The organism is Sphingosinithalassobacter tenebrarum, from assembly GCF_011057975.1.
GTDB lineage: Bacteria > Pseudomonadota > Alphaproteobacteria > Sphingomonadales > Sphingomonadaceae > Sphingomonas > Sphingomonas tenebrarum.
Genome location: NZ_CP049109.1, coordinates 613,423 through 638,716, shown reverse-complemented (window position 1 = coordinate 638,716; position 25,294 = coordinate 613,423). Strand labels below are relative to the sequence as shown.

The window sequence follows — 25,294 nt, the reverse complement described above, 5'->3', positions numbered from 1 at the left end:
ATGGAAACGCGATCGAACCATGTTCTGGTGGGGGCCGTAACGCTGCTCCTGCTGCTGGTGCTGGCGATTTTCATCGTCTGGATCTCGCGACTGAGCGACGGCAACGAGCGCCAGTACGACATTTTCTTCTCGCAGGCGGTCGACGGAATCGCGCCGGGTTCGGCCGTCGCCTTTTCGGGCGTGCCCGCCGGGCAGGTGAAGGAAATCGCCTTCTGGCCGCCCGACCCCAGGCTGGTGCGCGTCCGAATCAAGGTGAATAGCGATGTGCCGATCCTCGAAGGGACGACCGCCAGCGTCGAAGGCGTCGGCTTCACCGGCGTCAGCCAGATCCAGCTCGACGGCGCAATCAAGGGCGCGCCCGCGATCACCTGTCCGCAGGAGGATCCGCAATCAGCCTGTCCGCTCGGAGTGCCGGTGATCCCCACCAAGACTTCGGGATTCGGGGCGATCCTCAATTCAGCGCCGCAACTGCTCGAACGGCTGACGACGCTCACCGAACGACTCACCGAATTGCTCGGTGACAAGAACCAGGCCTCGATTGCCGGGATTCTGGAGAATACCAACCGCCTGACGGCCGCGCTTGCCGATCGCGGCCCCGAAATGGCGGCGACGATCGCCGAGATGCGCACTGCCGTCGCCCAGATCGGTACTGCCGCCGAGGAAATCGGCGCCCTTGCCGATTCAACCAAACAGGTGATGGACGGCAGCGTCGATCCGGCAATGCAAAATCTGAACGAAGCCGTGATCGCGGCCAAACAGAGCATGGCCAATCTTGATTCGGCGATTTCCGACGCACGGCCGGGTCTCCAGACCTTCTCGCAACAGACCATGCCGCAGGCGACGCAATTGGTGCAGGATCTGCGCCGCACCGCGGTCGCGCTTGGCGCGATTGCCGAGCGGCTCGACCGCGAAGGCGCCGGATCGCTGATCTCGCCGCCCAAGCTGCCCGATTATGAACCCCAGGACTGAGGCCGATATGAAGAAGATCGCCATCGTCGCCGCGCTGCTTCCGCTGACGGCATGCATCAATTTCGGCTCCGAGCCGCCTTCCGCGCTGATGACGCTCAGCCCGGCGCTGAACCTCGAAGCCGGCGAGACAGTCGATTCGGGCGATGCGCGCGCTGTCACGATCCGCACCCCGGAAGTGCCTCAGGAACTGGCTACCGTTCGCGTGCCGGTCCAGGCGACCGACACAAGCATCGCCTACGTCAAGGACGCGCAATGGGTCGAACAGCCCGCGTCGATGTTCGCCCGCCTGCTCGGCGACACGATCGCCGCGCGAACGGGGCGCGTCATCATCGGGGAGCGACAAGCGATCGGCCGCCCCGGCGCGAATCTGTCGGGAGCCTTGCGCGCCTTCGGAATTGACGCGCGCGCGAACGAGGCGCGCGTCGTCTATGACGCGTCGCTGATGCGCGAAGGCAGCACGACGTTCGAACGTCGCCGCTTCACGGCCAGCGTGCCGGTGACGGCGATCGAGCGCGACGCCGTGGGCAGCGCGCTCAACCAGGCCGCCAATCAGGTCGCTTCGGACGTCGCCGACTGGATCGGCGAATAGCGCGAGGGCCGGCGGCTCAGACCCGGCTTCAGGGCTTGCGCCGGACGCCGGGTCCCAAGTCGCACACTTCAAGCCCGGTCGCGACCATCGGCGCGTCGGGATGCAGCTTCTTCTCGATCATCGCGGCGTAGCGCGAATTGTCGGTCGCGCGATACTGAAAGCGCGGCCGTTCGTCCGCAGGTAGCTGGCTCGCCAGCCGCACCGACGCGATCTGCGCCCGCTCGCCCGCGGTCGCATAGACGCCCATCGGCGCGTCGCTGCGCGGTAGCGAGGAGAAATGCTCCATCCCCGCCACGACCCGGCCGACGACCGTATAGTTGCGATCGAGCCGCCGCGCCGACTGGCCGATCGGCGTGAAAAGCTCGCTGCCGGTCCCGGTGTCGGGCAAGGCATTGCGCGCCACGCCGACCGAACCATAGCAATGGGTGAGCCACGCCGCCTGACCGTCGGTCGCGATCGGCCAGCCATCGGCAGTAACGCCCGCCGCGCTCGAATAGGCGTCGCCGACCGGCAGGATCTGCGCAGGATCGAAGGTTCCGATCTCGAATTCGGCCGGGGGACGCTGCAATATCTCGGGCGGCAGCGGCTTTTCCTCGGTCACGTCGCCCCATTGCGCGACCCAGTTTTCCTGAACGCGATAGATGGTTTCGCCGTCCCACCAATGCGCGGCGATCAGCTTTTCGATATTGCCGACATGGCCGGGCGCGAATCGGCTGGCGAGGCGGATGAAAATCTGGTCCCCGCCGCGCAGCGTGATCACCATGATCTCGTCATCGGGGATATCGTGCCAGTCGGACGCAATTGCCTCTGTCGAGTCAGTCTGCGCCGTCGCGGGAGAGGCGGCAGCGGCCAAGGCAAGCGCACCGAGCGCTAGAGCGGATCTGATCATGAGCGGAAACTGACACGCCCCCGGCCTCCGTGCAACTGCGCAGCTTGCGTTGGCACGCGCCAGCTTCTAGGTGCATCGGCCTTCCAGCGCATGCGGAGCGGTGGCCGAGTGGTCGAAGGCGCTCGCCTGGAAAGTGAGTATACGGCAAAACCGTATCGAGGGTTCGAATCCCTCCCGCTCCGCCATTTTATGATGGCCTACCGCTTCGCTGCTTGAGGCTGTTGGCTCCGAGTTCGAACTTCGTCCCGAACTCTCCGCCATTTCCTGCCGGCCCATCGGTTCGCTGCTTGAAGGGACCGTGACGTTTCTGGATGGCTAGCCGAAGCCATGTCGTCGTCATGGGAGCAGTTCGGCATTCTTCTGCAGAAGAAAGTCGAAATATGGCAGACGGGTCTGGAGGTGCCCGACGCGCTGGCGCGCGCGCGGCGAAACGGCGCCAGTGACCTGCGTGGAAGCTTAGACGGTTCCGTTCGCGACGAGACGGCGATAGTCGGCCTCGCTCAGGCCGAGCACTTCGTGAAGCACTTCCCAATTGTCCACGCCGGGCGTGGCGGGCGCCAGTCGACGCACGCTTCCGGGTGTCTCCGACAGGAAGGGAAAGGCATTCTGCATCTTGATCGGCCCCAGCCGCGGATGGTCGATATCCAGAAGTGACTTGCGCGCCTGGAAGTGCGGATCGGCCACCATGTCGGGTGCGCGATAGACGCGTCCGGCGGGGATCGCGTGCGCAATCATCGCGGCCTCGACCTCGACGATGCTGCGCGCCGAGGTCCAGCACTCGATGATCTCGTCGAGCATCCGCTGATGGCGGCCGCGGCTGGCGTGATCTGCGAAGCGGGGATCGTCGGCAAGGTCCGGCTGGCCGATGGCGCTGCACAGCCGCACAAAGACGGTGTCCTGATTCGCGCCGATCAGATAGTCGCCGTCGCGACAGCGATACACATTGGACGGCGCGATTCCGGGAAGGATCGCCCCGGTCCGCTCGCGCACATGGCCAGAGACCGAATAGTCGATGACGAGGCTCTCCATGACCTGCAGAACCGCCTCGTACAATGAGGAATCCACGATCTGCCCGCGGCCGGTCCGGTGCCGATGCTGCAGGGCCGCGAGCGCTCCGAGGCGCGCCGAAACTGCTGTCGATCGGCCTGCATGACCGGCTGATCGGTCGCCCAGGCCGCGCGCTGGGCCTGATCAGCCTTCTCGAATATATGCGCGGATTCGAAGGCGTCTGGTTCTGTCGCGGCATCGATGTCGCCCGCCACTGGCTCGACACCTTTCCGCCGGAAAAGGACTGAGGCCCGTGGATCATCGCCTCGATCCCGCGCCCGACACGATCGACTGGGGATATCTGGACGCTAGTCTGCGCCCGGTCGCGACGGTCCGTTCTGGCGACAGCGTCACCGTTTCGACCATCTCGGGATCGCGCGCGGAACTGCCGACCCGTTCGGATCTTCCCGTTCTCGATCGGCATCGCGCCGTGCTGGATGCCGTCTCGCCCGAAATGGGACCGCACATCCTGACCGGTCCCATCGCGGTCGAGGGTGCGCAGCCCGGCGACAGCCTGGAAGTACGGATCGAGGATATCGCACTGATCCAGCGCTGGGGATATAACTATACCAAGCCGTTGCTCGGCGCCCTGCCCGAGCGGTTTCCCGATCGCCAGCTCTACCATATCGACCTCGATCCCGAGACCGAAACCGGGCACTGCCCCTGGGGCACTCGCTTGCCGCTGCGTCCGTTCTTCGGAGTCATGGCAGTCGCCCCTGACGCGGCATATGGCCGTGTCTCAACCATCCAGCCGCGCGAATATGGCGGCAATATCGACAATCGCGACCTGGTGCCCGGGTCGCGCCTGTTTCTGCCGGTCTTCACCGAAGGCGCGCTGTTTTCGGTCGGCGACGGACATGCCTGTCAGGGCGATGGCGAAGTCAACCTCACCGCGCTGGAAACCGCGCTCGAAGGGCGGATGACGCTGATCCTGCATAAGCATCGGTCACTCGCGCTGCCGCGCGCGACCACGGCCGACGACTTCATCACAATGGCATTCTGTCCCGATCTCGATGTCGCCGCGACAAAGGCGCTCGACACGATGATCGACGCCATCGTGGCGTGCCATCCGATTACGCCGAACGAGGCCTATGCCCTGTGCAGCCTCGCCTGCAACCTGCGCATCACGCAGATCGTGGACGGCAATAAGGGGGTTCACGCCGCCCTGCCGAGGCACCTTCTTCCCGGCGTTTCCGACACCGAATTCGTGTTCGGTAGCGGCGCGACGGCGCCGTGAAGATCGCGGCGACCGACGCTGTCCGGGAAATGCGCTTTGTGTCGGAGACCGGATGATGCGCCGCGCCATCGAAATTGTGGAAGTCGGCCCGCGCGACGGGCTGCAGAACGAGAAAATCGCACTCGAAACCGAACAGAAGCTTGAGCTGATCCATCGGCTGGAAGCGGCCGGGGTACGGCGCATGGAGACGGTCTCCTTCGTCAATCCCAGACGCGTTCCGCAGATGGCGGGCGCGAAGGACATCGCAGCAGCGCTGCCCCGTGCCCCCGGAAGGTCGCGCATAGGCCTGGTGCTCAATGAGCGCGGCTTCGATCGGTGCCTGCAGACGAACTGCGACGAGGCGAATATCGTGATCTGCGCGAGCGACAGCTTCGGCATCCGCAATCAGGGGGCCGGCGTCGGCGAACAGATCGCCGCCATGCAAGCAATGATGGCCAAACGCCCCGGCAAAGACGCGCTCAGGGTCAGCGTCACTGTCTCGGTCGCGTTCGGCTGCCCCTTCGAAGGCGAAGTACCGGCCGAACGCATGCGCGATATCGTCGCGGCGGCGGCGGCGGTGGAAATCGACGAAATCGTCCTGGCCGACACGATCGGGATGGCCGATCCGTGGACCGTCCAGGCGCGTGTGGAGGCTGCGCGCGAGGTCGCACCATCGACGCCGCTTCAAATGCATTTCCACGACACGCGCAATACGGGGCTCGCCAATGTCTTCGCCAGCGTCGAAGCCGGTATCGACGTGCTGGACGCAGCCGTGGGCGGTCTGGGCGGCTGTCCGTTCGCTCCGAACGCCACCGGCAATGTCGGCACCGAGGATCTCGTCTACATGCTCGAACGCGCCGGTTTCTCCACCGGACTCGATCTCGATGCGCTGATCGGAATCGGCAATTGGATTTCCGGGCTGCTGGGCAAGACACCAAGTGCCTCGGTCACGCGCGCGGGCCGATTTCCGCCAGCCGGCTGAACGACTCAGGAGACCGGTTCGCCAAGCCTTGCGACGCGCGACAGGACCAGAGCCCGCATGCTGCCCCGGGACCCTGTGGAGGTTTCCGTCCTACCCGGCCCCGTCGACGCGACCGGTTCAAGACAAAGGGGTGATACTTCTTGCGAAGCCGCCAAGCAGAAGGCAGGTAAGCATGTTCACCCCTTGCGAAATCCAAGACAACCGGAAAGGCTTGCGGCTTGCCCCTCTCCCTGCATGAGCAAATCAGGACGGACATCGAGAGGAAGATTCTATCTGGCGAACTCCTTCCTGGCGACCATATCCCGATCGAACATGAACTGATGCGCATGTATGGCTGCGCGCGCATGACGGTGAACAAGGCCATTTCCGCTCTGGCGGCGGCGGGCCTGGTCGAGCGGCGCAAACGCTTCGGCACCTTCGTTGCCAAGCCGCGCGTGCATTCGCTCATCCTCGATATTCCAGACCTGGAAAGCGAGATCATCGCACGCGAACAGGCCTATCGATGGGAATTGATCTCGCGTCGTATCCGAAAGCCCAAACGCAATGACGCGATCGAGCAGGATCTGGCGCGCGGCGAAAAGCTGCTCGAAGTCAAGGGTATACACTATTCGGACGAAAAGCCGCTCGCCTTCGAATTTCGCGTGATCAGCCTGGCATCGGTTCCCGAAGTGGCCGATGTCGCGCTGGAAGAGCAGCCGCTCAGCGGATGGCTTCTCGAACATGTGCCCTGGACGGGCGTGGAAACGCGAATTTCCGCGATCGGCGCCGATCGGGACACCGCCGAAACGCTCGGACTGACGGAAGGCGTTCCCTGCCTCTCGCTCGAGCGGCGAACCTGGCGCGGTGATGATCCGATCACCCGTCTGCGCCAGGTGTTCGACGGAGCACGCTACGATCTGTTCGCGCGCTTCCAGGACGACGATGCCCGGCGGCGTTTCGTTCGTTACGAACGCCAGCACTGAGCGGCCGCGTAACAGCCACGGGGCTTCGCTGTGGCCGCGTGCCGAAAGCGGGGCGAATCTTCTCGTGTCGCCCATGAATTATGTATAGACATTTACATGGAAACGGCTAAACAGCGTTTGTCCGAACCCGAGCGGGGATCGGAAGGCCGCGCCCTCCGCCCGACTCTCCGCCCCGCCCGGGAGTCCGCAAGGCCGTAGCGTCGCCATGCCCCCGAACCGATCCGGGGCCCTGTTCGGCGCCGAGCGATGCACCTCGAAGGGGAACGCGATAGCCATGAGTGCCAAAACGATCACAAAGTCCTCCATCTCCGCCGCGCTGGCAGCCGATGTCCTTCGTGCAGCGGAAGCCAAGGCGACCGAAATCGGCACGCCGATGGTCATCGCCATCGTCGATGAATCCGGGGTACTCAAGGCGTTTTCCCGTATGGACGGCGCGGCTATGCTGAGCGTCGAAATCGCGCAGGACAAGGCCTACACCGCCGTTTCCTTCGGCATGTCCACCGATGCATGGTTCGAGTTCATCAAGGACGATCCGCCTTTGCTGCACGGTATCATCAAAACGCCGCGTCTAACGGTTTTCGGGGGCGGCTACACCTTGACCCTGGACGGCGCCGTAATCGGCGGGATCGGCGTCAGTGGCGGCCACTACGAACAGGACATGGTCGTTGCACAGGCAGGGCTTGCCGCGCTCGACTGAGCGTCCGCCCCGCCGAACTGTCGGAAAGGCGCCGAACCGGCAAGGCCCGGCCGGCGACCTTCCTGATGCGCCAAGCAACACCCGTTCGAGGCCGTGCTTGCCGAAACCGTCCGCCTCGATCCTGGACCCAGCCATATGCTTCGCCGTCTGCTCGCCATTTTCGAACCGTTCGTTCTCGCGCTGCTGGGAACGGTGCTGGTGGCCACCTTCCTCCCCGCGCGCGGCACGGCGGCAAACGCGTTCGCATGGCTTACCGATGCCGGTATCGTGCTGCTTTTCTTCCTGCACGGCGCGAAGCTTTCACGCGAGGCGATCGTTGCGGGCGCCCGCAACCTGCGGCTGCATCTCGCCGTGCTCGCAAGCACCTTCGTCCTTTTCCCCCTTCTGGGTCTCGGGCTTTCGGCGCTGCCCGTCTTCTCTCCCGAGATGGCTCGGGGACTCCTGTTCCTGACACTGCTGCCCTCGACGGTACAGTCGTCGATCGCCTTCACCGCGATCGCGCGCGGCAATGTCGCCGCCGCGGTGTGCAGCGCGTCCTTCTCGAACCTGCTCGGCATGGTGATCACGCCGGCGCTTGTAACGCTTCTGATGACCGGCGCGGATGGAAACGTGGGGATTTCCGCCGGTACGTTGCGCACCATCGCGCTTCAGCTTCTCCTGCCCTTCGCGCTCGGCCATCTGCTGCGGCCGTGGGTCGGGGGCTTTGTCGGACGTCACAAGAAGCTGGTTACGCTCGTCGACCGCGGGTCCATTCTGCTTGTCGTCTATACCGCTTTCAGCGCCGCCGTGATCGAAGGCCTGTGGCTGCACGTCTCCGGCGTCGATTTTGCGCTTCTTCTTCTCGCCTGCAGCCTCCTGCTTGCCCTGGTCATCGCCATCACCTGGTGGTCTGGTCGCCGACTTGGCCTGTCACGCGAAGATGCGGTGGTTCTGCTTTTTTGCGGTTCGAAGAAGAGCCTCGCATCCGGCGTACCGATGGCAGGCGCGCTGTTCCCCGCAGCGCAGGTCGGCGCCGTTATTCTGCCATTGATGATGTTTCACCAGATCCAGCTGATCGTCTGCGCGTTCATCGCGCGACGCATGATGTCCGAGGATCAGCGAACATGAGTCCGGCCTGACCGCCACACGCGCGCCGGTCGGATCCGCAAGCCGCGCCAGTTCAGGCGTGCGGCTCAGCGATCCAGGCGACAGGCGCGCAAGCGAACAGATCGGCTGCCGCAACCATCCCATGCGATTCGCTGACGATGCGCGTATCGCCCCACCATTCGGGGCGCGGGCGCGGCGCACGTGCTGCGATCAGTTCGTCGGCGGCATGCAGCAGCATCGCGCAGACCAGCGAGCGCCCTTCCCTACGCCGTTCAAAGGCAAGGATATGACGCGCGCGCGGCCCGGTGGTTTCGAGCGGCAGATAGTCGCCATCGCCGAACAACGGCGCCTCCACCCGGCGCAGCGCGAACAGATCGCACAGCAGCGCGAATTTGGCGCCGCCCAACGAAGGGGCGGCCGGAGCATCCGCCGCCAGCATCTGCCGCCGCGCCGCATAGTCGACGGGACGGCGATTGTCGGGATCGACCAAGCTGAAATCGGCCAGCTCGGCGCCCTGATACAAGTCGGGAACACCCGGGACGGTGTTGCGCAATGCGAGCTGGACCAGCGCATCGGCCTCGACCGCGGGCGCGGTCCGGTCGACGAACGCCACCATGTCCGCGAGAAATTCGCTCGATTGCGCGGGATCAAGCAGCCGCGCGATCATGGCGCGGCAGCGATCCTCATAACCGGTATCGGGTGCTTCCCAGGACGAACGCAGCTTGGCCTCGCGCAGCGCCTTTTGCTGCCAGTCCGCGACACGGGTGCCGAACGCCGCGAGCGCATCACGATCCCCGGTGCCGAGACCTTCGGGCCAGGCGCCGAACACCGTCTGCCAGAGCATGTAACGGTCGGCCGGGTCGACATCGTTGGCGCCCGCAAGCGCTTCCCATCGACGCACGCGCTCGTGCCACGCATCGGGCAGTTCGGAAAGCACCGCCAGCCGGGCGCGCACATCCTCGCCGCGCTTGTGATCATGGGTGGCGGTGGCGAGCATGCCGTGCGGGAAGCTGGCGGCGCGCTGCGTCTGTGCAGCGTGGAAATCGGCGATCGGCATTGCAAACCGCGCCGGATCGAACCCGACATCGTTGCGCGAAAGCAGCCGTCCATAGCGATAGAAAGCCGTGTCCTCGACTGCCTTGGCCGCGATCGGCGCGGAGAGCTGCTGGAAACGGCGCACCGCCTCGGCCGCGAGCGCCGGATCGCCGGGGCCCTCGCCCGCCAGCCAGCCGAGGATATGATCGGACACCGGGGCTTCACCGGGCGGAACGAAGGGCGCGATACGCTCGCGCACTGTTTCGCGTACCCGGGCATCGCTCGCCGGGGCGTCGCTGCCCGTGCCATAGGTGCGATAGACCGGAAACACCCACAGCATCCGCTCGATCGCGCGGCGCAGCATGCCCGCCGAAATGCCGTCGGTCTCAGGCGCGGAGGCGGCAAGTTCGGCGAAGGCGTCGACGCAGCTCGAAAGCTGACCCTCGAACGCCCAGGACAGGATTTCGCGCCGCGCGGTCAGTTCCGCCGCCGCGAAGTCCTCGTCATTTCCGCTGACTTCGCGCCAGAGTGTATCAAGCGGCACCTCCCCGGCGGGATCATGGAGCAGCGCCGAGACCTGTTCCATGAAATCATAGCCGCTGGTGCCGTCGACGCCCCAGTCTTCAGCCAGCGTCTCGCCGTCCCCGAGGATCTTTTCGACCACGATATAGGCCGGGCCCGGCGGCGCGAATTCGGGCCGCGGTATCGCATCGATCCGTTCGCGCAGCCGCCGGCAATAACGCGCCGGATCGGTGAGGCCGTCGACATGGTCGACTCGCAGCCCGTCGATCAGCCCTTCGCCGTAAAGCCGGAAGTAAAGCGCGTGGGCGGCTTCGAACACCTCCGGGTCCTCGACACGCAGCGCGCCCAGTTCGCTGATCGTGAAGAAACGGCGCCAGTTGAGATCATCGTCGGCGGTGCGCCACGAGGCGAGCCGGTAATGCTGGCGCTCAAGCAGCGGCAGGATGACCTCGGGGTCGTGGCCGGGGACAAGCCCCGCCTGATCCTCGTCGCGGATCGGGAAGCGATGCTCACCATAGGCGACCAGCACGAATCGCCCGTCCTCCTCGCGCAGTTCGAGGACATTGTCTTCGATCGCGCGCCCTAGGGGCGTGCCGAGCACCGGGAGCAGGATCTTGTCGTCCCAGTCGATGTCGAAAAAGCGCGCATAGGCGCTCGCCCGGCCCCTGGCGAGTACATCCTGCCACCAGGGGTTTTCGCCGCCCGAAACGCCCATGTGATTGGGAACGATATCGATTATCATGCCCATGCCGCGTTCGCGCAGCGCGGCGACGAGGCTGCGGAATTCATCCTCGCCGCCCAGCTCGGGATTGATCCGCGTGGGATCGACCACGTCATAGCCGTGCGTCGATCCGCTGCGCGCGGTGGTGATCGGCGAGGCATAGACATGGCTGATGCCGAGATCGGCAAGATAGGGCACCAGCGCTTCCGCATCGGCAAAGGTGAAGCCGGCATGAAATTGCAGGCGATAGGTAGCGCGCGGCGTCATGTTTTTCTCTCGACGTTCAGCTTGGTCAGTCGCGCGCGCACCTCGGGCCGGTCGAGCATTTCATCGGTCGGACCGGGCATGCGACGACGCCAATTGGGATGTTCGTCAATCGTGCCGGGCAGATTGGGCTGTTCCTCGAGTCCCCCGATATCCTCGATCGGGATCAGCGCCAGTGTGCAGGGGGAACCCCCGACATGCGCGATGGCAGCGGTGGCGACCGGGCCGGAATCCTCCGGTGCCGGTTCAGGGCCCCTCGCCGCGCCCGATGCGCGGAAGGCCGACCAGAACCTGGTGCGGTCCGCGCCGCGCCCCTTCCGCGCCGCGGCTTCCGCCGCATCGTCCGGTATGCGGCCGAGCCTGCGTGCCCAGTCGAGATCGCGGCCGCGCCACCAGCCCGCGACGGTGGGCAGGTCATGCGTGCTCGTCATTGCGGCGGCATCGGCGGACCAGCGATCGGGCGGCGCCAATTCGCCTTTGGCGTCGCGCTCGAACCACAGGACGCGCATGCCGAGCATCGCCTTTTCGTCCATCGCGGGCCGCAGTCCGGGGGGTACGGTGCCGAGATCCTCGCCGATCACCACCGCGCGCGCGCGATGCGATTCGAGCGCGATCAGCCGCATCAGGTCATCCATCGGCATGGCGAGATAGGCGCCTTCGCTCGACGGGGCGCCTTCGGGGATCACCCAAAGCCGGCGCAGCCCGAGCGCATGATCGATGCGAATGCCGCCCGCGCTGGCGATCGCCGCGCGCAGCGTCTCGCGAAACCCGGCAAAACCGGTGCGCCGCAGCGCGTGCGGCGAAAAGCCGGTAATCCCCCAATTCTGTCCCTCGGGCCCGAGCGGATCGGGCGGCGCGCCGATCGAGATGCCGGTGAGCAGTTCGTCGCGGCGGCTCCACGCATGGCTGCCGCCGCCGTCCATCCCGACGGCGAGATCGGCGATCAGGCCGATCCCCATCCCGCTCTCGCGTGCCGCCGCCTGCGCGGCGTCGAAGCTGCGCTGCGCCAGCCATTGCAGGAAGCGGTAGAAGCGCACCTCCTCGTCATGCTGCGCGGCGAAGCGCTGGACCGCCGCACCATTGGGATCGTGATATCCGCTCGGCCAGTCCTGCCAGCCGGCGGCGCCGCTCCGCGCGAAGAAATGCGCATGCAGCGCATCGAACCGCGCATGCTGTTCAAGCGCTTCGCCGCCAAGCTCGGCATAGGCCGCCACGGCATCACGCACGCCTTGGTCGGCGGTATCGAAGGCCCGCCGCAATTCGCGCATCCGCGCCGGAATCCCATGCTCCCAGTCGATCAGCGCATCGCTGTCGGCCCCGTCGGCATCGGCGCCGACCGCGCGCGGATCGGCGAGCAGCACGTTGAGGAACAATCGCGACGAAGGCGCATAAGGGCTGAACCGGCGCGCATCGGCGGGAAAGAGCGCATGGACCGGGCTGATCGCCAGCGCGTCGGCCCCGCGCGCGGCAAAGGCGCGCGCGGCGTGCGCGAGCGAGCCGAAATCGCCGAACGCGCTCGGCCCGGCATCGCGCAGCGAAGGGATCTGCACCGAGGCGCCCCAGGCACGCCCGCCGCCGGTCGCATCGGCGACGGTGAAGCAGCGCGGCGGGGCGATGGCGAGATCGATCGCGCGCCCGCCGATATGCAGCCGGTGATAGCCCGGCACATCGACGGCCGAGAGGAAACGCCGCTCGCCGTCGTGCAGGATGCGCACCGGGGCGGTCGTACCGTCCTCGAGCTGCAATTCCGCCATGTCGACCGCGCCGAGCCCCGCGGGCAGCGCGACGGGCCTGCCGGCGTCGCCGGTCAGGAAGGTCGCGGCTTCATGAGCTTCCGCCTCGGCGCGGGCGCGGCTATGGCCGATCGCGACTTCGCTGTCGGCGGGAAAGCCGAGGCGGTCGAGCAGCACGCGCAGCGCATCGTCGGAAACGCGCTGCGGCCGATCGGCGGCATCGGTCCATTCGATCGAGAGGCCGACCGCATGTGCGAGCTGGTACAGCGCGCTCATGCCGGAACGATCCAGGCGCGGAAACGATCGCCGGATTCGAACAGCGTTTCGCCTTCCGGCTCGGGCAAGGCGGCGGGCGTATCGGCAAGGTCGATGGCGATGTGCAGCACCGCGCCGTCACCCATCCGCCAGCGGGCGTGCACCGCCGCCGGGCCGAGCACTTCCGCGCCGAGCGGCATGGCGCCCGGCAGCCGGGGAACGATTTCGGCATGGCGCAGCGCGAGCAGGCGGCGATAGAGCGCCTCCCACGCCTCGGCATCGGGTCCAGGTTCGGGCGTCGAGCGTGCGAAAGTCTCGGGCGCATTGGGATCGGGGATGCGCTCGCGCGCGGCGGGATCGGCAAAAGCGGCGAAGCGCGCGAACTCGCGGCGGCGACCATTGCGCACGGCATCGGCGAGCGCGTCGTGGAAATCGGTGAAGAAGAGGAAGGGCGAGCGGCTCCCCGTCTCCTCGCCCTGAAAGAGCAGCGGGATTTGCGGACACAGCAGCAGCAGTGCAGTGGCGGCGCGCAGCTTATCGGTGTCGGTGATCAGGATCAGCCGCTCGCCCAGCGCGCGATTGCCGATCTGATCGTGGTTCTGAAGGAATGCGACGAAGGCAGTCGGCGGCAGTCCGCCGCTCGGCTTGCCGCGCGGATGCTCGGTACCGGGTGGAGTTTCGCCCTGATAGACGAAGCCTTCGCCAAGGCAGCGCGCGAGCTTCTGCGTCGGCGTATCCACGAAGCCCTGGTAATAGCCTTCCCGCTCGCCGGTCAGCAGCACATGGAGGACATTGTGGAAATCGTCGTTCCACTGCGCGTCGAACCGGCCCGGCGCGAGCCGGTCGGCATCATTGCCTTCGTTTTCCAGGACGAGATGAAGATGGCGACCGGGCGCCGCCCTGCGCAGTTTCGCCGCCATCGCGTCGAGAAAGTCATTGTCACCGATCGCATGCACGGCATCGAAGCGCAGTCCGTCGAAACGATATTCGCCGATCCACATCCGCGCATTCTCGACGAAGAAATCGCGCACCGCGGGCACATCGACTGCCACCGCGCCGCCCCAGGGCGTGTGCTTCTCCGGGTGAAAGAAGCCGCTTGCATAGGCGCCGAGGTAATTCCCGTCGGGGCCGAAGTGATTGTAAACCACGTCGAGAAACATGCCGAGCCCCAGTTCGTGCGCCCGGTCGACCAACGCCTTCAGGTCATCGGGCGTGCCATAGGCCTCGGCAGGGGCGAACGGCAGCACGCCATCATAGCCCCAGTTGCGCGTCCCGCTGAAATCCGCGACCGGCATCAGTTCGACTGCGGTGACGCCAAGATCCGCAAGCCGCGGCAATTGCTCGGCGACGCCCGCGAACCCGCCCGAGATACCGGGATGAACTTCCATCAACACCGTTTCTTCCCAGCGCCGCCCGCGCCAGTCGGGAGTGCGCCAGGCATAGGCGTCGGGATCGGTCACCACGCTCCAGCCATGCACCCCGCCCGATTGCGCGCGGCCCGCCGGATCGGGCACCGCCAGCGTATCCGAAATGCGGAAGCGATAGCGCGTTCCCGGCGGCGCCTCGGCTTCGACCGCGAACCAGCCCTCGCCGACGGCCTCCATCGCGATCGGCGCGCAGCCGTCGCGTTCGAGCGACAACGCCGCACAGTCGGGCGCCCATAGCCGAAAAAGCACGCGGCCGTCCTCGCGGCGCAGCGGACCCCAGCGCGCGCTCACGATGCCGGATCGGTCCCGACGATCAGCATCACCGCGCGGTCCTGCACCTCGACTTCATCGCCAACCTGGCGCTCGGGCGCCTGCGGATCGGCGCTGTCGATTACCAGCTTCCGGTCGAGCAGCGGCGGCGGAAAGCGGAAGACGAGCGGCACATGGCTGGCGTTCATCAACATGGTGACGGCCTGCAGCAGGCCGTTTGAGCGGCGACGGACACGACGCATCACCAGCGCGCGGCCCTCGCGATTATGCCAGTCGTCCTCGGTAAGGTGCCGGCCGCGCTCGTCGAACCATTCGATGTCGAGCACGCCGGGCGCGACTTCGACGTCGCCGTGCAGGAACCATTGCGCGCGGGTGAGCGGATAGTGGCGGCGCACGGCGGCAAGGCGGCGGACGAAATCGCTCATCGCATGGCCCTGATCGCTATCGAGCAGGCTCCAGTCGAACCAGCTGATCGGGTTGTCCTGGCAATAGGCGTTGTTGTTGCCTTGCTGCGTCCGCCCGAATTCGTCGCCGCCAAGCAGCATCGGCGTGCCGAGCGAGGCATAGAGCGTCGTCAGCATCGATCGCGCCACCCGGTCGCGCAGCTGGCTGACTTGCGGATCGTCGGTCGGCCCCTCGACGCCCCAGTTGCACGAGTAATTCTCCGAATGGCCGTCGCGATTATCCTCGCCATTGGCCTCGTTGTGCTTGTGTTCGTAGCTCACAACGTCGCGCAGCGGCTGGCCGTCATGCGCGGTGACGAAATTGATGCTCGCCCAGGGGCGGCGCGCGCGGCGATCGAACAGGTCGGCCGATCCGGCGATGCGATTGGCGAATTCGGGGCGCATGCCCGCATCGCCGCGCCAGAAGCGGCGGGTGGCGTCGCGGAACTTGTCGTTCCATTCGGCAAAACCGGGGGGGTGGTTGCCGAGCTGATAGCCGCCCGGGCCGATGTCCCAGGGTTCGGAAATAAGCTTGAGCTGGTTGAGCACCGGATCCTGGCGCAGCACGTCGAAAAAGCCCGAGCGCGGATCGAACCCCGCATGCCCGTCACGACCCAGCGTCACGCCGAGATCGAAGCGAAACCCGTCGACGCGATAGCTTTCGGCCCAGTAGCGCAGGCTGTCCGCCACCATCTGCAGCACGCGCGGATGGCTGAGATCGAGCGTATTGCCGGTGCCGGTATCGTTGACGCAATAGCGCGGATTATCCTCGACCAGCCGGTAATAGGTCGCATTGTCGAGCCCGCGGAAATTGAGCGTGGTGCCCAGCTCGCTGCCTTCGGCGGTATGGTTGTAGACGACGTCGAGGATCACTTCGATTCCCGCCGCATGCAGCCGCCGGATCGCGATGCGCAGTTCGTCGCCGCTGTCGCCCGCCTGATACCGCCGCTCGGGCGCGAAAAAGCTGAGCGTGTTGTATCCCCAGTAATTGGCGAGCCCGGCCTGTTGCAGCCGCCGGTCCTGGACGAAGGCGTGGATCGGCAGCAGTTCGACCGTGGTCACGCCGATCCGCTGAAGATGTTCGATTACCCGCGGATGCGACAGCGCGGCATAGGTGCCGCGCTCGGGCTGCGGCACGTCGGGGAGAAGCTGGGTCAGCCCCTTTACATGCGCTTCGTAGATCACTGTCTTGGGCCAGGGCACTTTGGGACGAATGTCGCCCGACCAGTCGAACGCATGCGCGGTGACGACCGATTTGGGCATCGCCGGCGCGCTGTCGCGACGGTCGTAGCTCAAATCCGCGCGGCGCGAGCGGATGCGATAGCCGTGCAGCGCATCAGCCCAGCGCAAATCGCCCGAAAGCTGCTTGGCATAGGGATCGAGCAGCAGCTTGTTGGGATTGAAGCGGTGCCCGTTCTCCGGCTCGTACCGGCCATGCGCGCGAAAGCCGTAGAGCAGCCCCGGACGCGCATCGGGCAGATAGCCGTGCCACACTTCGTCGGTCCATTCGGGCAATTCGTAACAGGCAATCTGACGACGCCCGCTCGGTTCGAACAGGCACAATTCGATCTTGTCGGCATTGGCCGAAAAGACCGCGAAATTGACGCCCAGCCCGTCGAAATTGGCGCCCAGCGGATAGGGCACGCCCGGGCCGAGCTTGTCGGGCAACGGCATCACGTGCGCGATCGTCCTTCATGGCGGAGGATGACGGCGCCAAGCGGTGGAATCACCACGCTAGCGCTGGCGGGCTGACCGTGGCTGGGTGAAGGCACTGCGTCTATACTGCCGCCATTGCCGATATTGCCGCCGCCATATCCTTCGGCATCGCTGTTGAAGACCTCGCGCCACTGCCCGGCGCGCGGCATGCCGACGCGATAGCCATGTTGCGGCTCGGGGCTCATATTGAGCAGGATCACGACCGGCGGGCCGTCGCCGCCGAAACGGGCATAGGCGAAGACGCTGCGTTCGGCGTCGCCGCCTTCGATCCAGGAAAATCCCGAAGGCTCGCAATCGCGCGCATGCAGCGCCGGCTCGGCGGAATAGAGCGCATTGAGGTCGCGCAGCATTCGCTGGACCCCGGCATGTTCGGGCTGTTCGAGCAACTCCCAAGGGACCTGCGCATCGTGATTCCACTCGCTTTCCTGCGCAAGCTCGCTGCCCATGAAGAGCAGCTTCTTGCCCGGATGCGTCCACATGAAGCTCAGATAGGCACGCAGATTGGCGAATTTGCGCCAGCGGTCGCCCGGCATCTTGCCGATCAGCGATCCCTTGCCGTGCACCACTTCGTCATGGCTGATCGGCAGCACGAACCGCTCGGAAAAGGCATAGACCAGCCCGAAGGTCAGCTCGTTGTGATGCCAGCGGCGGTACAGCGGATCACGCTCCACATATTGGAGCGTGTCGTGCATCCAGCCCATATTCCATTTGTAGCTGAAGCCGAGCCCGTCCTGATCGAGCGGCGCCGACACGCCGGGCCAGGCAGTCGATTCCTCGGCGATCGTCACTGCGCCGGGGCAGCGTTCGGCGATGATACCGTTCATTGCCTTGAGGAAGTCGACGCTTTCGAGATTCTCGCGCCCGCCATATTTATTGGGCACCCACTGGTCTGCCTCGCGGCTGTAATCGCGATAGAGCATCGACGCGACCGCATCCACGCGCAGCCCGTCGACATGATAGGTTTCGAGCCACCATAAGGCGGAGGCGAGCAGAAACCCCGAAACCTCACGCCGTCCGAGATTGTAGATCAGCGTGTTCCAGTCCTGATGGAAGCCTTCGCGCGGATCGGCATGTTCATAAAGATGCGTGCCGTCAAAATGCGCGAGCCCGTGCGGATCGGTCGGGAAATGCGCTGGCACCCAGTCGAGGATGACGCCGATCCCGGCGCGATGGCACGCATCGACGAATGCGGCGAAGCCCTCGGGCGTGCCGAACCGCGCCGAGGGCGCGAATTGCGACAGCGGCTGATAGCCCCAGGAACCGCCAAAGGGGTGCTCCATGATCGGCATCAGCTCGACATGCGTGAAGCCCATATCCGCGACATAGGGGATCAGCCGCTCGGCGAGATCGCGCCAGCCGAAATGGCCCATCGGATCGCCTTCCGGGCGCAGCCACGAACCGGCATGGATTTCGTAGATCGCCATCGGCGCGTCGCTCGCCTGCCGCGCGCCGCGTTCGGCCATCCAGTCGGCATCGGTCCATTCGAACTGCGAAGCGGGCGCGACGATCGAGGCTGTCGCGGGCGGCTCCTCGGTCTGACGCGCGAGCGGGTCGGCTTTCTGGATCACGCTGCCGTCGGCGCCGGCGATTTCGAATTTGTACGAGGCGCCCGGGCCGATCCGCGGCACGAACAATTCCCACACCCCCGCATCATGGCGGCGGCGCATCGGAAGGCGGCGCCCGTCCCAACTGTTGAATTCGCCGACGACGGAAACGCGGCGCGCATTGGGCGCCCAGACCGAAAAGGCGACACCTTCGACACCGTCGATCGTGCGCGGATGCGCGCCCATCGCTTCGGCGAGATTCCAGTGGCGCCCTTCGCTGAACAGATGCAGGTCGAGATCGCCGACGATCGTGCCGAAACTGTACGGGTCCTCGGTGTCCCATGCGCCGCCGCCCGGCCAGGCGATGCGCAAGCGATAGCCGCTGTCTGACGGAAGCGAGCCCACGAACAGCCCCGGCGCGACCTGTTCCATCGCGCCGATTTCGCTACCGTCGGGCGCGAGCAAGGTCACCCCCTCGGCGCCCGGCTGATAGGTGCGGACGAGGCGATCGTCGCCGCTGCCGTGCGGGCCGAGCAGGCCGAAGGGATCGTCTTGCCGCCCGGCATCGAGCGCTGCGGCGGCTGCTTTCATGTCGGGCGCGGTCATGGAGCGCCTCCTTCGAGCAAATGTTCGGCGGCGCGCGCGAGCCCCGCGATCGGCACTTCGACCCAGTCGGGCCGGTTCGCCGCCTCATAGGTGAGTTCATACGCCGCCTTTTCGAGCAGGAAGAGGCCGAGCAGCGGATCGGAGGGCGCGCCGTCGGCGCCGTAATAGCCTTCGAGGAACGCGGTGACGGCACACTCGCGGAATTCGGGATAGAGCAAGTCGGCGCGCGCTTCCTCGCTGTTCGCGGCGGCAGGACGATTGCGCTCGGCGACGGCGGCGGCATAGTCGAACGAACGCAGCACGCCGGCAACGTCGCGCACCGGCAGGTCCTTCGCCCGGCGCTCGTCGAGCGACTTGGCGGGTTCGCCTTCGAAATCGATCAGCATCACGTCGCTGCCGGTGACGAGCACCTGCCCCAGATGCAGGTCGCCGTGAATGCGCGTGCGCGTGCAGCCTTCGGCCTTTCGCGCGGTCGCCTTGATGCGGTCCATGATCGCCTGGCGGTTGTTGAGCAGGAACGCCGCCTGAGTGCGCCCGACTTCGGTCGGCAGATCGAGCCCGCGCAGCAGGCCGAGCGCCTTGTCGAACTGCCCCTCGACACGCCCCGAAAGCCGGTCGGCTGTGCCAAGATCGGTCGGTTCTGGCGCAAAGGCAGGATCATAGGTGTCGCGCGCGAGGATGGCGTGCGCCTCGGCAAGACGGCTGCCGAGATTGCACGCGAAATTGCGGTAATTGGTCAGCGCGTCGCCGATATTGGGATGCGCGTCGCTCGCCACGCGTTCGAGCATGCCCAGCGTCCAGGCCCAGCCGTCGCCCTGATTATAAACGAAGCGCTGGACGAGCATGACGAGGCTGTGCCGGTCACCTTCCTCGAGCCAGACCTCGCCGAGAATTTCGGGCGTGTTCGCAAAGCCGCCGGTCGTCAGATAGCGCACCATCTCGGCATCGGGATGGACGCCAGGCTGGAGCTTGCGCAGCAGCTTCAGCACCGCACGCTGTTCGAGCACCATCGTGCTGTTCGACTGTTCGGCCGAAAGCCATTCGGGCTCGGCTTCGGGGCCGACATCGAGATCGGGCGTGCCGGTGAAACGCAGCCGCCCGCCGTCGAATTCGACGGTCGCGTCGCGGCGGAGCGCGCCGATCACCGACGAGGCGAAACTGCCCACCGCGAAGCCGTCGGTCAGCAGCCCGACATAGCGATTGCGCCGCACCCGGGCGAGCGCGAGGTTCGCCGCATAGGGGCCGGAAAGCTCGCCTTCCCACGAGATGCCGAGCGGCAGGGTATAGGTGGCGGTGCCCTTGTCGGTCGTGACGTCGATCGTGGTGAAGACCAGGTCCTCGACTTCGGGCATCGGCACCGCGCGCACGAAATTCACCGAGCGGATCGTCTCGTCCTTCGCCCCGAACCAGCGGCGCTGCGCGACATAGCCGGGCAGCATGTCCTGCGTCAGAACGCGCGCGTCCTCGCCCTGCGTCACGCCGAGCAGTGCCGGGCGCAGCACGAAGGTATAGCGCTCGACTTCCACCGCCGGCGCGGCGGTCGACCAGTGCGGCGCGGTTTCGCTCTGCGACAGCGAGAAGAGCAGGAAGCCGAACGGCGGCAGCGTCAGCAGATAGGGAAGCTGGCCGATTTCGGGGAAGGGCGTGCCGCCGGTCAGCTCGACCGGAGTGCGCCCCTCGAATTCATGCAGGTCGAGCTCGACTGCCTGCGCGGTGCGCGAAAGATTGGCGACGCACAGCACCGTCTCGTCCTCATATTCGCGCAGATAGGCGAGGATCTTGCGGTTGGCGGGCCGCAGGAAGCGCTGCCCGCCGCGCCCGAAGGCGCGATATTCGCCGCGCACCGCGAGCATGCGCTTGAGCCAGTTGAGGATCGAATAGCGGTCGCGCTCCTGCGCCTCGACATTGACCGCTTCATAGCCGAACAACGGGTCCATGATCGGCGGCAGCGTGAGGCCCGCCGGATCGGCACGCGAAAAGCCGCCGTTTCGGTCCGACGACCATTGCATCGGCGTGCGGACGCCATCGCGATCGCCGAGGAAGACATTGTCCCCCATCCCGATCTCGTCGCCATAATAGAGGACGGGCGTTCCCGGCATGGTGAGCAGCAGCGCATGCATCAGTTCGATCCGCCGCCGGTCGCGCTCCATCAGCGGCGCGAGGCGGCGGCGAATGCCCAGGTTGATCCGCGCGCGCTTGTCGGCGGCATAGGTGCTCCACAGATAGTCGCGTTCGGCATCGGTCACCATTTCGAGCGTCAACTCGTCATGGTTGCGCAGGAAAATCGCCCATTGGCAGTCGTCCGGGATCGGCGGCGTCTGGCGCATGATGTCGGTGATCGGAAAGCGATCCTCCTGCGCCACCGCCATGTACATGCGCGGCATCAGCGGGAAGTGGAACGCCATATGGCATTCGTCGCCGGTGCCGTCCGCGCGCCTGGCGCCGAAATATTGCTCGGTATCCTCGGGCCACATATTGGCCTCGGCGAGCAGCATCCGATCGGGATAATGCGCGTCGAGATCGGCGCGGATCTTCTTCAGCACCGCATGCGTCTCGGGCAAGTTCTCGTTCGACGTCCCGTCGCGCTCGATCAGATAGGGGATGGCGTCGAGCCGCAGCCCGTCGACCCCGGCATCGAGCCAGAAATGCATGATCGACAGCACTTCCTCGAGCACCTTGGGATTGTCGAAATTGAGGTCGGGCTGGTGGCTGTAGAAACGATGCCAGAAATAGGCCTGCGCCTCTTCGTCCCACGTCCAGTTCGATTTTTCGGTGTCGCAGAAAATGATCCGCGTGCCCGAATAGAGCTTGTCATCGTCCGACCAGACATAGAAGTCGCGCTCGGGCGATCCCGGCGGCGCGCGGCGCGCGGCCTGGAACCAGGGATGCTGGTCCGAGGTGTGATTGATCACCAGCTCGGTGATGACGCGAATGTTCCGCTCATGCGCCGCGTCGATGAATGCGCGCAGATCGTCGAGCGTGCCGTAATCCTCGCTGACTTCGCGATATTCGGCGATGTCGTATCCGTCGTCCTTGCGCGGGCTGGGATAGAAGGGAAGCAGCCAGATCGCCGTAACGCCGAGATCGGCGATATAGTCGAGCTTCGCCATCAGCCCGGCAAAGTCGCCGATCCCGTCATTATTGGCGTCGAAGAAGGATTTGACGTGGAGCTGATAGACCACGGCATCCTTGTACCAGAGCAGGTCGCCTTCGGAGTCGCTCATGCCGCCGCTCCCGGCGCGATGCGCCAGATGTGATAGGGGTGGTCGGGCGTCAGCCGGACATGCTGCATCTTGCCGTGCCAGGCGAAACGATCGCCCGAGACGAGATCCTCCACGCCGATCGATTCATGGTCGGCGAGCCCGAATTCCCAGAGCGGCACTTCGAAATCGGCCTCGCGCGCATGGTGCGGATCGAGGCTGACCATCACCAGGATCATGTCCGCACCGTCGGGCGAGGGCTTGGCATAATAAAGGATCGCCTCGTCATGCGCGACGAGGAAGCGGGTATTGAGATGCGTCTGCAGCGCCGGATAGGCGCGGCGCAGCCGGTTCAGCAGCGTGATGTCGGCGACGATGTTGCCCGGCGCCTGCCAATCGCGCGGTTTGACTTCGTATTTCTCCGAATCGAGATATTCCTCCTTGCCCGGCACGGGCGCGGCTTCGCACAGTTCGAACCCCGAATAGACGCCGAACAGCCCCGATAGCGTCGCCGCAAGCACCGCGCGAATGCGGAAGCCGGGACGGCCCGACGTCTGGAGGAATTTCGGATTGATGTCGGGCGTGTTGACGAAGAAATGCGGGCGATAGAAATCCTTCGGCGCCTGCGTTGTCAGCTCGGTCAGATAGTCGGTCAGCTCGCCCTTGTGGTCGCGCCAGGTGAAATAGGTATAGCTTTGCGAAAAGCCGATCTTGGCGAGGCGGTACATCATCGCCGGGCGGGTAAAGGCTTCGGCGAGGAAGATCGCATCGGGATGGCGCGCGCGGATATCGGCGATCATCCATTCCCAGAAGGGCAGCGGCTTGGTGTGCGGATTATCGACGCGGAACACCTTCACGCCCTTGTCGATCCAGAACAGCACCGCGTCGCGCAGCGCCACCCACAAGTCAGGCAGCGCGTCGGGCTGGTAGAAATCGACGTTGACGATATCCTGATATTTCTTGGGCGGGTTCTCGGCATATTTGATCGAGCCGTCGGGCCGCCAGTCGAACCAGCCGGGATGTTCCTTGAGCCAGGGATGGTCGGGCGAACACTGGATCGCGAAGTCGAGCGCGATTTCTAGCTCATGCTCGCGCGCGGCCGCGATCAGCCGGGCGAAATCATCGAAACTGCCGAGTTCGGGGTGGAGCGCGGTATGGCCGCCGTCCTTGCTGCCGATCGCATAGGGGCTGCCGGGATCGTCCGGCCCCGCGGTCAGGCTGTTGTTCGGCCCCTTGCGATGGGTACGGCCGATCGGGTGGATCGGCGGGAAATAGAGCGTGTCGAACCCCATCGCGCGGATCTGCGGCAGCCGCTTTTCGACATCGGCGAACGTGCCGTGGCGCGCGGGATCGTCGGTCTGCGAGCGCGGGAAGAGCTCGTACCAGCTCGAAAACCGCGCCTGCAGCCGCTCGGCGTCGAGCAACTGCACCGGCCCGGCGAGCAGGTGCGGGCGATCGTCGGCGGCATCCATCGCGGCAGCAAGTTCGGGCGAAAGCAACGCATCGGCATCGTTGTCGCCCGCGAGCCGCTCGGCCCATTTGCCCAGCGTGTCGCGCAGCTTGCCGCTCGAACGGTCGCGCGCGCGCTCGACCAGCACGCGGCCCTCGGCATAATCGACCGCCAGCGCAACGCCCGCGTCGAGTTTCTTGCCGAAATCGCGCCGAAAGCCGCCGAACCGGTCGAGCCAGCCCTGCACGGTAAATTCGTGCCGCCCGAGCCGTTCGGGGCGGAATGCCGCGCGCCAGCCGTCATTGGGCAGCTGCTCCATCCTCACCGCGGTCCATTTCTTGGCGTCGGCGGGGCGCCACAGCAATTCGGCGGCGAGCTGTTCATGCCCATCGGCATAGATTTTGGCTTCGACCGTGAGCTGCTCGCCGGTGACGCACTTCACCGGAAAATCGCCGCCGTCGACGCGCGGCGTCATCTCCTCGACCACCAGCCGCGGTGCCTCGACTGCGCGATCGACGCGATCCTTACGGCGCAGCAACACCGGTTTGGCGCGCTTGAGGTCGAGCATACGCACTTCGCCGCCCGCCAGCGGCGCCTCGGCGCGCTTGGCGTCATCGAAACACAGCGCCTCGCCCACGCTTGCGAGCAGGCCCGATGCGTCGGGCGCCGCTACCGGCTGCGCGCCGCGATTGATCAGCAGGATGCTCGCCGCATCGGCACAGCGCATATCGGGCGCAGCGGTGCGCAGCAGCGCGGTCACCGGCGCGCCGGGTCCGGTCACTTGCCGCATCTCGCCCCCCAGCGCCTGCGTCTCGCGGGCAAGCGCCGCAGCGCGCGCCGCCGTTTCGGGCCGCGCCTCGATCATCTCGAGCGGCAGGATCAGCCCCCGCCCGGTCGCCGCCGCCGCGAGCATGCGCCGGTCGAGCGCGACCGGATCGTCGGCGTCGAGTGGCGCATCGCGCAATTCGGCGAGCAGCGGCGCGACATGGCGCAGCTCGCTCCATTCCTCGACCAGCCAGGGCGCGTGGAGATCCCACCAGTCGAAGGACGAGACCAGCGCGTCGAGCCCGCAACCTTCGAGTGCGAGCGCGTCAGGCCGCGTCAGTCCGGGCTGCCCCGCGAGCAGCTGCGCATCGGGCAGACGTTGGCGCATCGCCGCGACCAGATCGCGCAGTGGCGCGATGCCGAACCGGCTCGCCTGATCGAAACGGAAGCCCGCGACGCCGAGTTCGGTCAGCGCGGCCAGGGCATCGGCAATGGCCGGGGCGATTGTCGTCGCGGCTTCGGGTGCCTGCATCCGCGCGCGCGCCTCGCCATGCGCTGGGCGCGGTCTGCGCGGATCGACCACGGCGGCGCGATCAGCCGTCCGGCGTACTGAAAACAGCGCCGGTTGTTTTTCGACGAGCGGATGTTCGAGCGGAAAACGCGCCGGGTCAGTCTCGACCAGCAGCCGCAATCCGATTTTCCCGACCGCTTCGGCCAGCGGCGTCGGCACGATATCGCCGCTGCCGTGGAGCAGCGTCTCTGGCCGCCAGAGCAAGGACTCGAACCCCGCGTCCTTCGCACGCGTCAGAGCGTCTGCGACAGGCTCGACTCCCGCAAGCAACTCCGGGCCGGCGGAAGCGATGCAGCTGCTGAAGGACAATTGGGGCTCCTCATTCCTTTGCAGGG

Annotated in this window: 17 protein-coding genes and 1 tRNA gene; 9 read left to right on the top strand and 9 right to left on the bottom strand. The window is 66.0% G+C overall.

Annotation, left to right across the window (positions count from 1 at the left end):
- Positions 1-969, top strand: coding sequence for an MlaD family protein (locus tag G5C33_RS03205; protein ID WP_165325891.1), 969 nt, complete (start codon positions 1-3; stop codon positions 967-969).
- Between the two features lie 7 nt (positions 970-976).
- On the top strand, positions 977-1,558 hold the full coding sequence (locus G5C33_RS03200; protein WP_165325890.1) for an ABC-type transport auxiliary lipoprotein family protein: 582 nt from the start codon (positions 977-979) through the stop codon (positions 1,556-1,558).
- Positions 1,559-1,586: 28 nt separating this feature from the next.
- Here G5C33_RS03200 and G5C33_RS03195 read toward each other — a convergent pair whose 3' ends face one another.
- Complete coding sequence (locus tag G5C33_RS03195; RefSeq protein ID WP_165325889.1) at positions 1,587-2,447, bottom strand: peptidylprolyl isomerase; 861 nt, start codon at positions 2,445-2,447, stop codon at positions 1,587-1,589.
- A 94-nt stretch (positions 2,448-2,541) separates the two neighbouring features.
- Between G5C33_RS03195 and G5C33_RS03190 the strand changes: the two genes are divergently transcribed.
- Positions 2,542-2,632, top strand: a tRNA-Ser gene (locus tag G5C33_RS03190).
- A 271-nt stretch (positions 2,633-2,903) separates the two neighbouring features.
- Here the strand turns inward: G5C33_RS03190 and G5C33_RS03185 are convergent.
- Positions 2,904-3,548: a CaiB/BaiF CoA transferase family protein gene (locus G5C33_RS03185; RefSeq protein ID WP_228275269.1), complete on the bottom strand. Its 645-nt coding sequence runs from the start codon at positions 3,546-3,548 to the stop codon at positions 2,904-2,906.
- Between G5C33_RS03185 and G5C33_RS19255 the strand changes: the two genes are divergently transcribed.
- The 6 genes from G5C33_RS19255 (at position 3,500) to G5C33_RS03155 (ending at position 8,458) form a co-directional block, all read left to right on the top strand.
- Entirely contained in the window at positions 3,500-3,742 is a 243-nt protein-coding gene (locus G5C33_RS19255; RefSeq protein WP_228275174.1) for a hypothetical protein, read from the top strand. The genes G5C33_RS03185 and G5C33_RS19255 overlap by 49 nt on opposite strands.
- A 5-nt stretch (positions 3,743-3,747) precedes the next feature.
- A complete protein-coding gene (locus G5C33_RS03175; protein ID WP_165325888.1) occupies positions 3,748-4,731 on the top strand; it encodes an acetamidase/formamidase family protein in 984 nt (327 codons plus the stop codon).
- A gap of 52 nt (positions 4,732-4,783) precedes the next feature.
- A complete protein-coding gene (locus G5C33_RS03170) occupies positions 4,784-5,692 on the top strand; it encodes a hydroxymethylglutaryl-CoA lyase (protein ID WP_323126177.1) in 909 nt (302 codons plus the stop codon).
- Positions 5,693-5,910: 218 nt separating this feature from the next.
- Positions 5,911-6,654 carry a UTRA domain-containing protein gene (locus tag G5C33_RS03165; protein WP_165325887.1) on the top strand — a complete coding sequence of 248 codons (744 nt, stop codon included), beginning with the start codon at positions 5,911-5,913 and terminating at the stop codon, positions 6,652-6,654.
- Positions 6,655-6,928: 274 nt separating this feature from the next.
- Positions 6,929-7,351: a GlcG/HbpS family heme-binding protein gene (locus G5C33_RS03160; protein WP_165325886.1), complete on the top strand. Its 423-nt coding sequence runs from the start codon at positions 6,929-6,931 to the stop codon at positions 7,349-7,351.
- Between the two features lie 135 nt (positions 7,352-7,486).
- Complete coding sequence (locus G5C33_RS03155) at positions 7,487-8,458, top strand: bile acid:sodium symporter family protein (protein WP_165325885.1); 972 nt, start codon at positions 7,487-7,489, stop codon at positions 8,456-8,458.
- Between the two features lie 52 nt (positions 8,459-8,510).
- On the opposite strand, the gene treY is transcribed toward G5C33_RS03155, so the two are convergent.
- The 7 genes from treY to G5C33_RS03120 are packed head-to-tail and all read right to left on the bottom strand — an operon-like array spanning position 8,511 to position 25,268.
- Positions 8,511-10,982, bottom strand: a complete 2,472-nt coding sequence (treY, locus tag G5C33_RS03150) for a malto-oligosyltrehalose synthase (protein ID WP_165325884.1) — start codon at positions 10,980-10,982, stop codon at positions 8,511-8,513.
- Positions 10,979-12,988: a 4-alpha-glucanotransferase gene (gene malQ / locus G5C33_RS03145; RefSeq protein WP_165325883.1), complete on the bottom strand. Its 2,010-nt coding sequence runs from the start codon at positions 12,986-12,988 to the stop codon at positions 10,979-10,981. The genes treY and malQ overlap by 4 nt, the downstream gene beginning before the upstream one ends.
- Positions 12,985-14,685 carry a malto-oligosyltrehalose trehalohydrolase gene (gene treZ, locus G5C33_RS03140; protein WP_165325882.1) on the bottom strand — a complete coding sequence of 567 codons (1,701 nt, stop codon included), beginning with the start codon at positions 14,683-14,685 and terminating at the stop codon, positions 12,985-12,987. Before treZ ends, malQ begins: the two co-directional genes overlap by 4 nt.
- Positions 14,682-16,781: a glycogen debranching protein GlgX gene (glgX, locus tag G5C33_RS03135; RefSeq protein WP_165328680.1), complete on the bottom strand. Its 2,100-nt coding sequence runs from the start codon at positions 16,779-16,781 to the stop codon at positions 14,682-14,684. The genes treZ and glgX overlap by 4 nt, the downstream gene beginning before the upstream one ends.
- Complete coding sequence (gene glgB, locus G5C33_RS03130) at positions 16,781-18,973, bottom strand: 1,4-alpha-glucan branching protein GlgB (RefSeq protein WP_165325881.1); 2,193 nt, start codon at positions 18,971-18,973, stop codon at positions 16,781-16,783. Before glgB ends, glgX begins: the two co-directional genes overlap by 1 nt.
- Positions 18,970-22,197, bottom strand: a complete 3,228-nt coding sequence (gene treS, locus G5C33_RS03125) for a maltose alpha-D-glucosyltransferase (RefSeq protein ID WP_165325880.1) — start codon at positions 22,195-22,197, stop codon at positions 18,970-18,972. The genes glgB and treS overlap by 4 nt, the downstream gene beginning before the upstream one ends.
- The gene (locus G5C33_RS03120) at positions 22,194-25,268 is read right to left on the bottom strand and encodes an alpha-1,4-glucan--maltose-1-phosphate maltosyltransferase (protein ID WP_206518628.1); all 3,075 of its coding nucleotides are present in this window, start codon (positions 25,266-25,268) and stop codon (positions 22,194-22,196) included. The genes treS and G5C33_RS03120 overlap by 4 nt, the downstream gene beginning before the upstream one ends.
- Between the last annotated feature and the right edge of the window lie 26 nt (positions 25,269-25,294).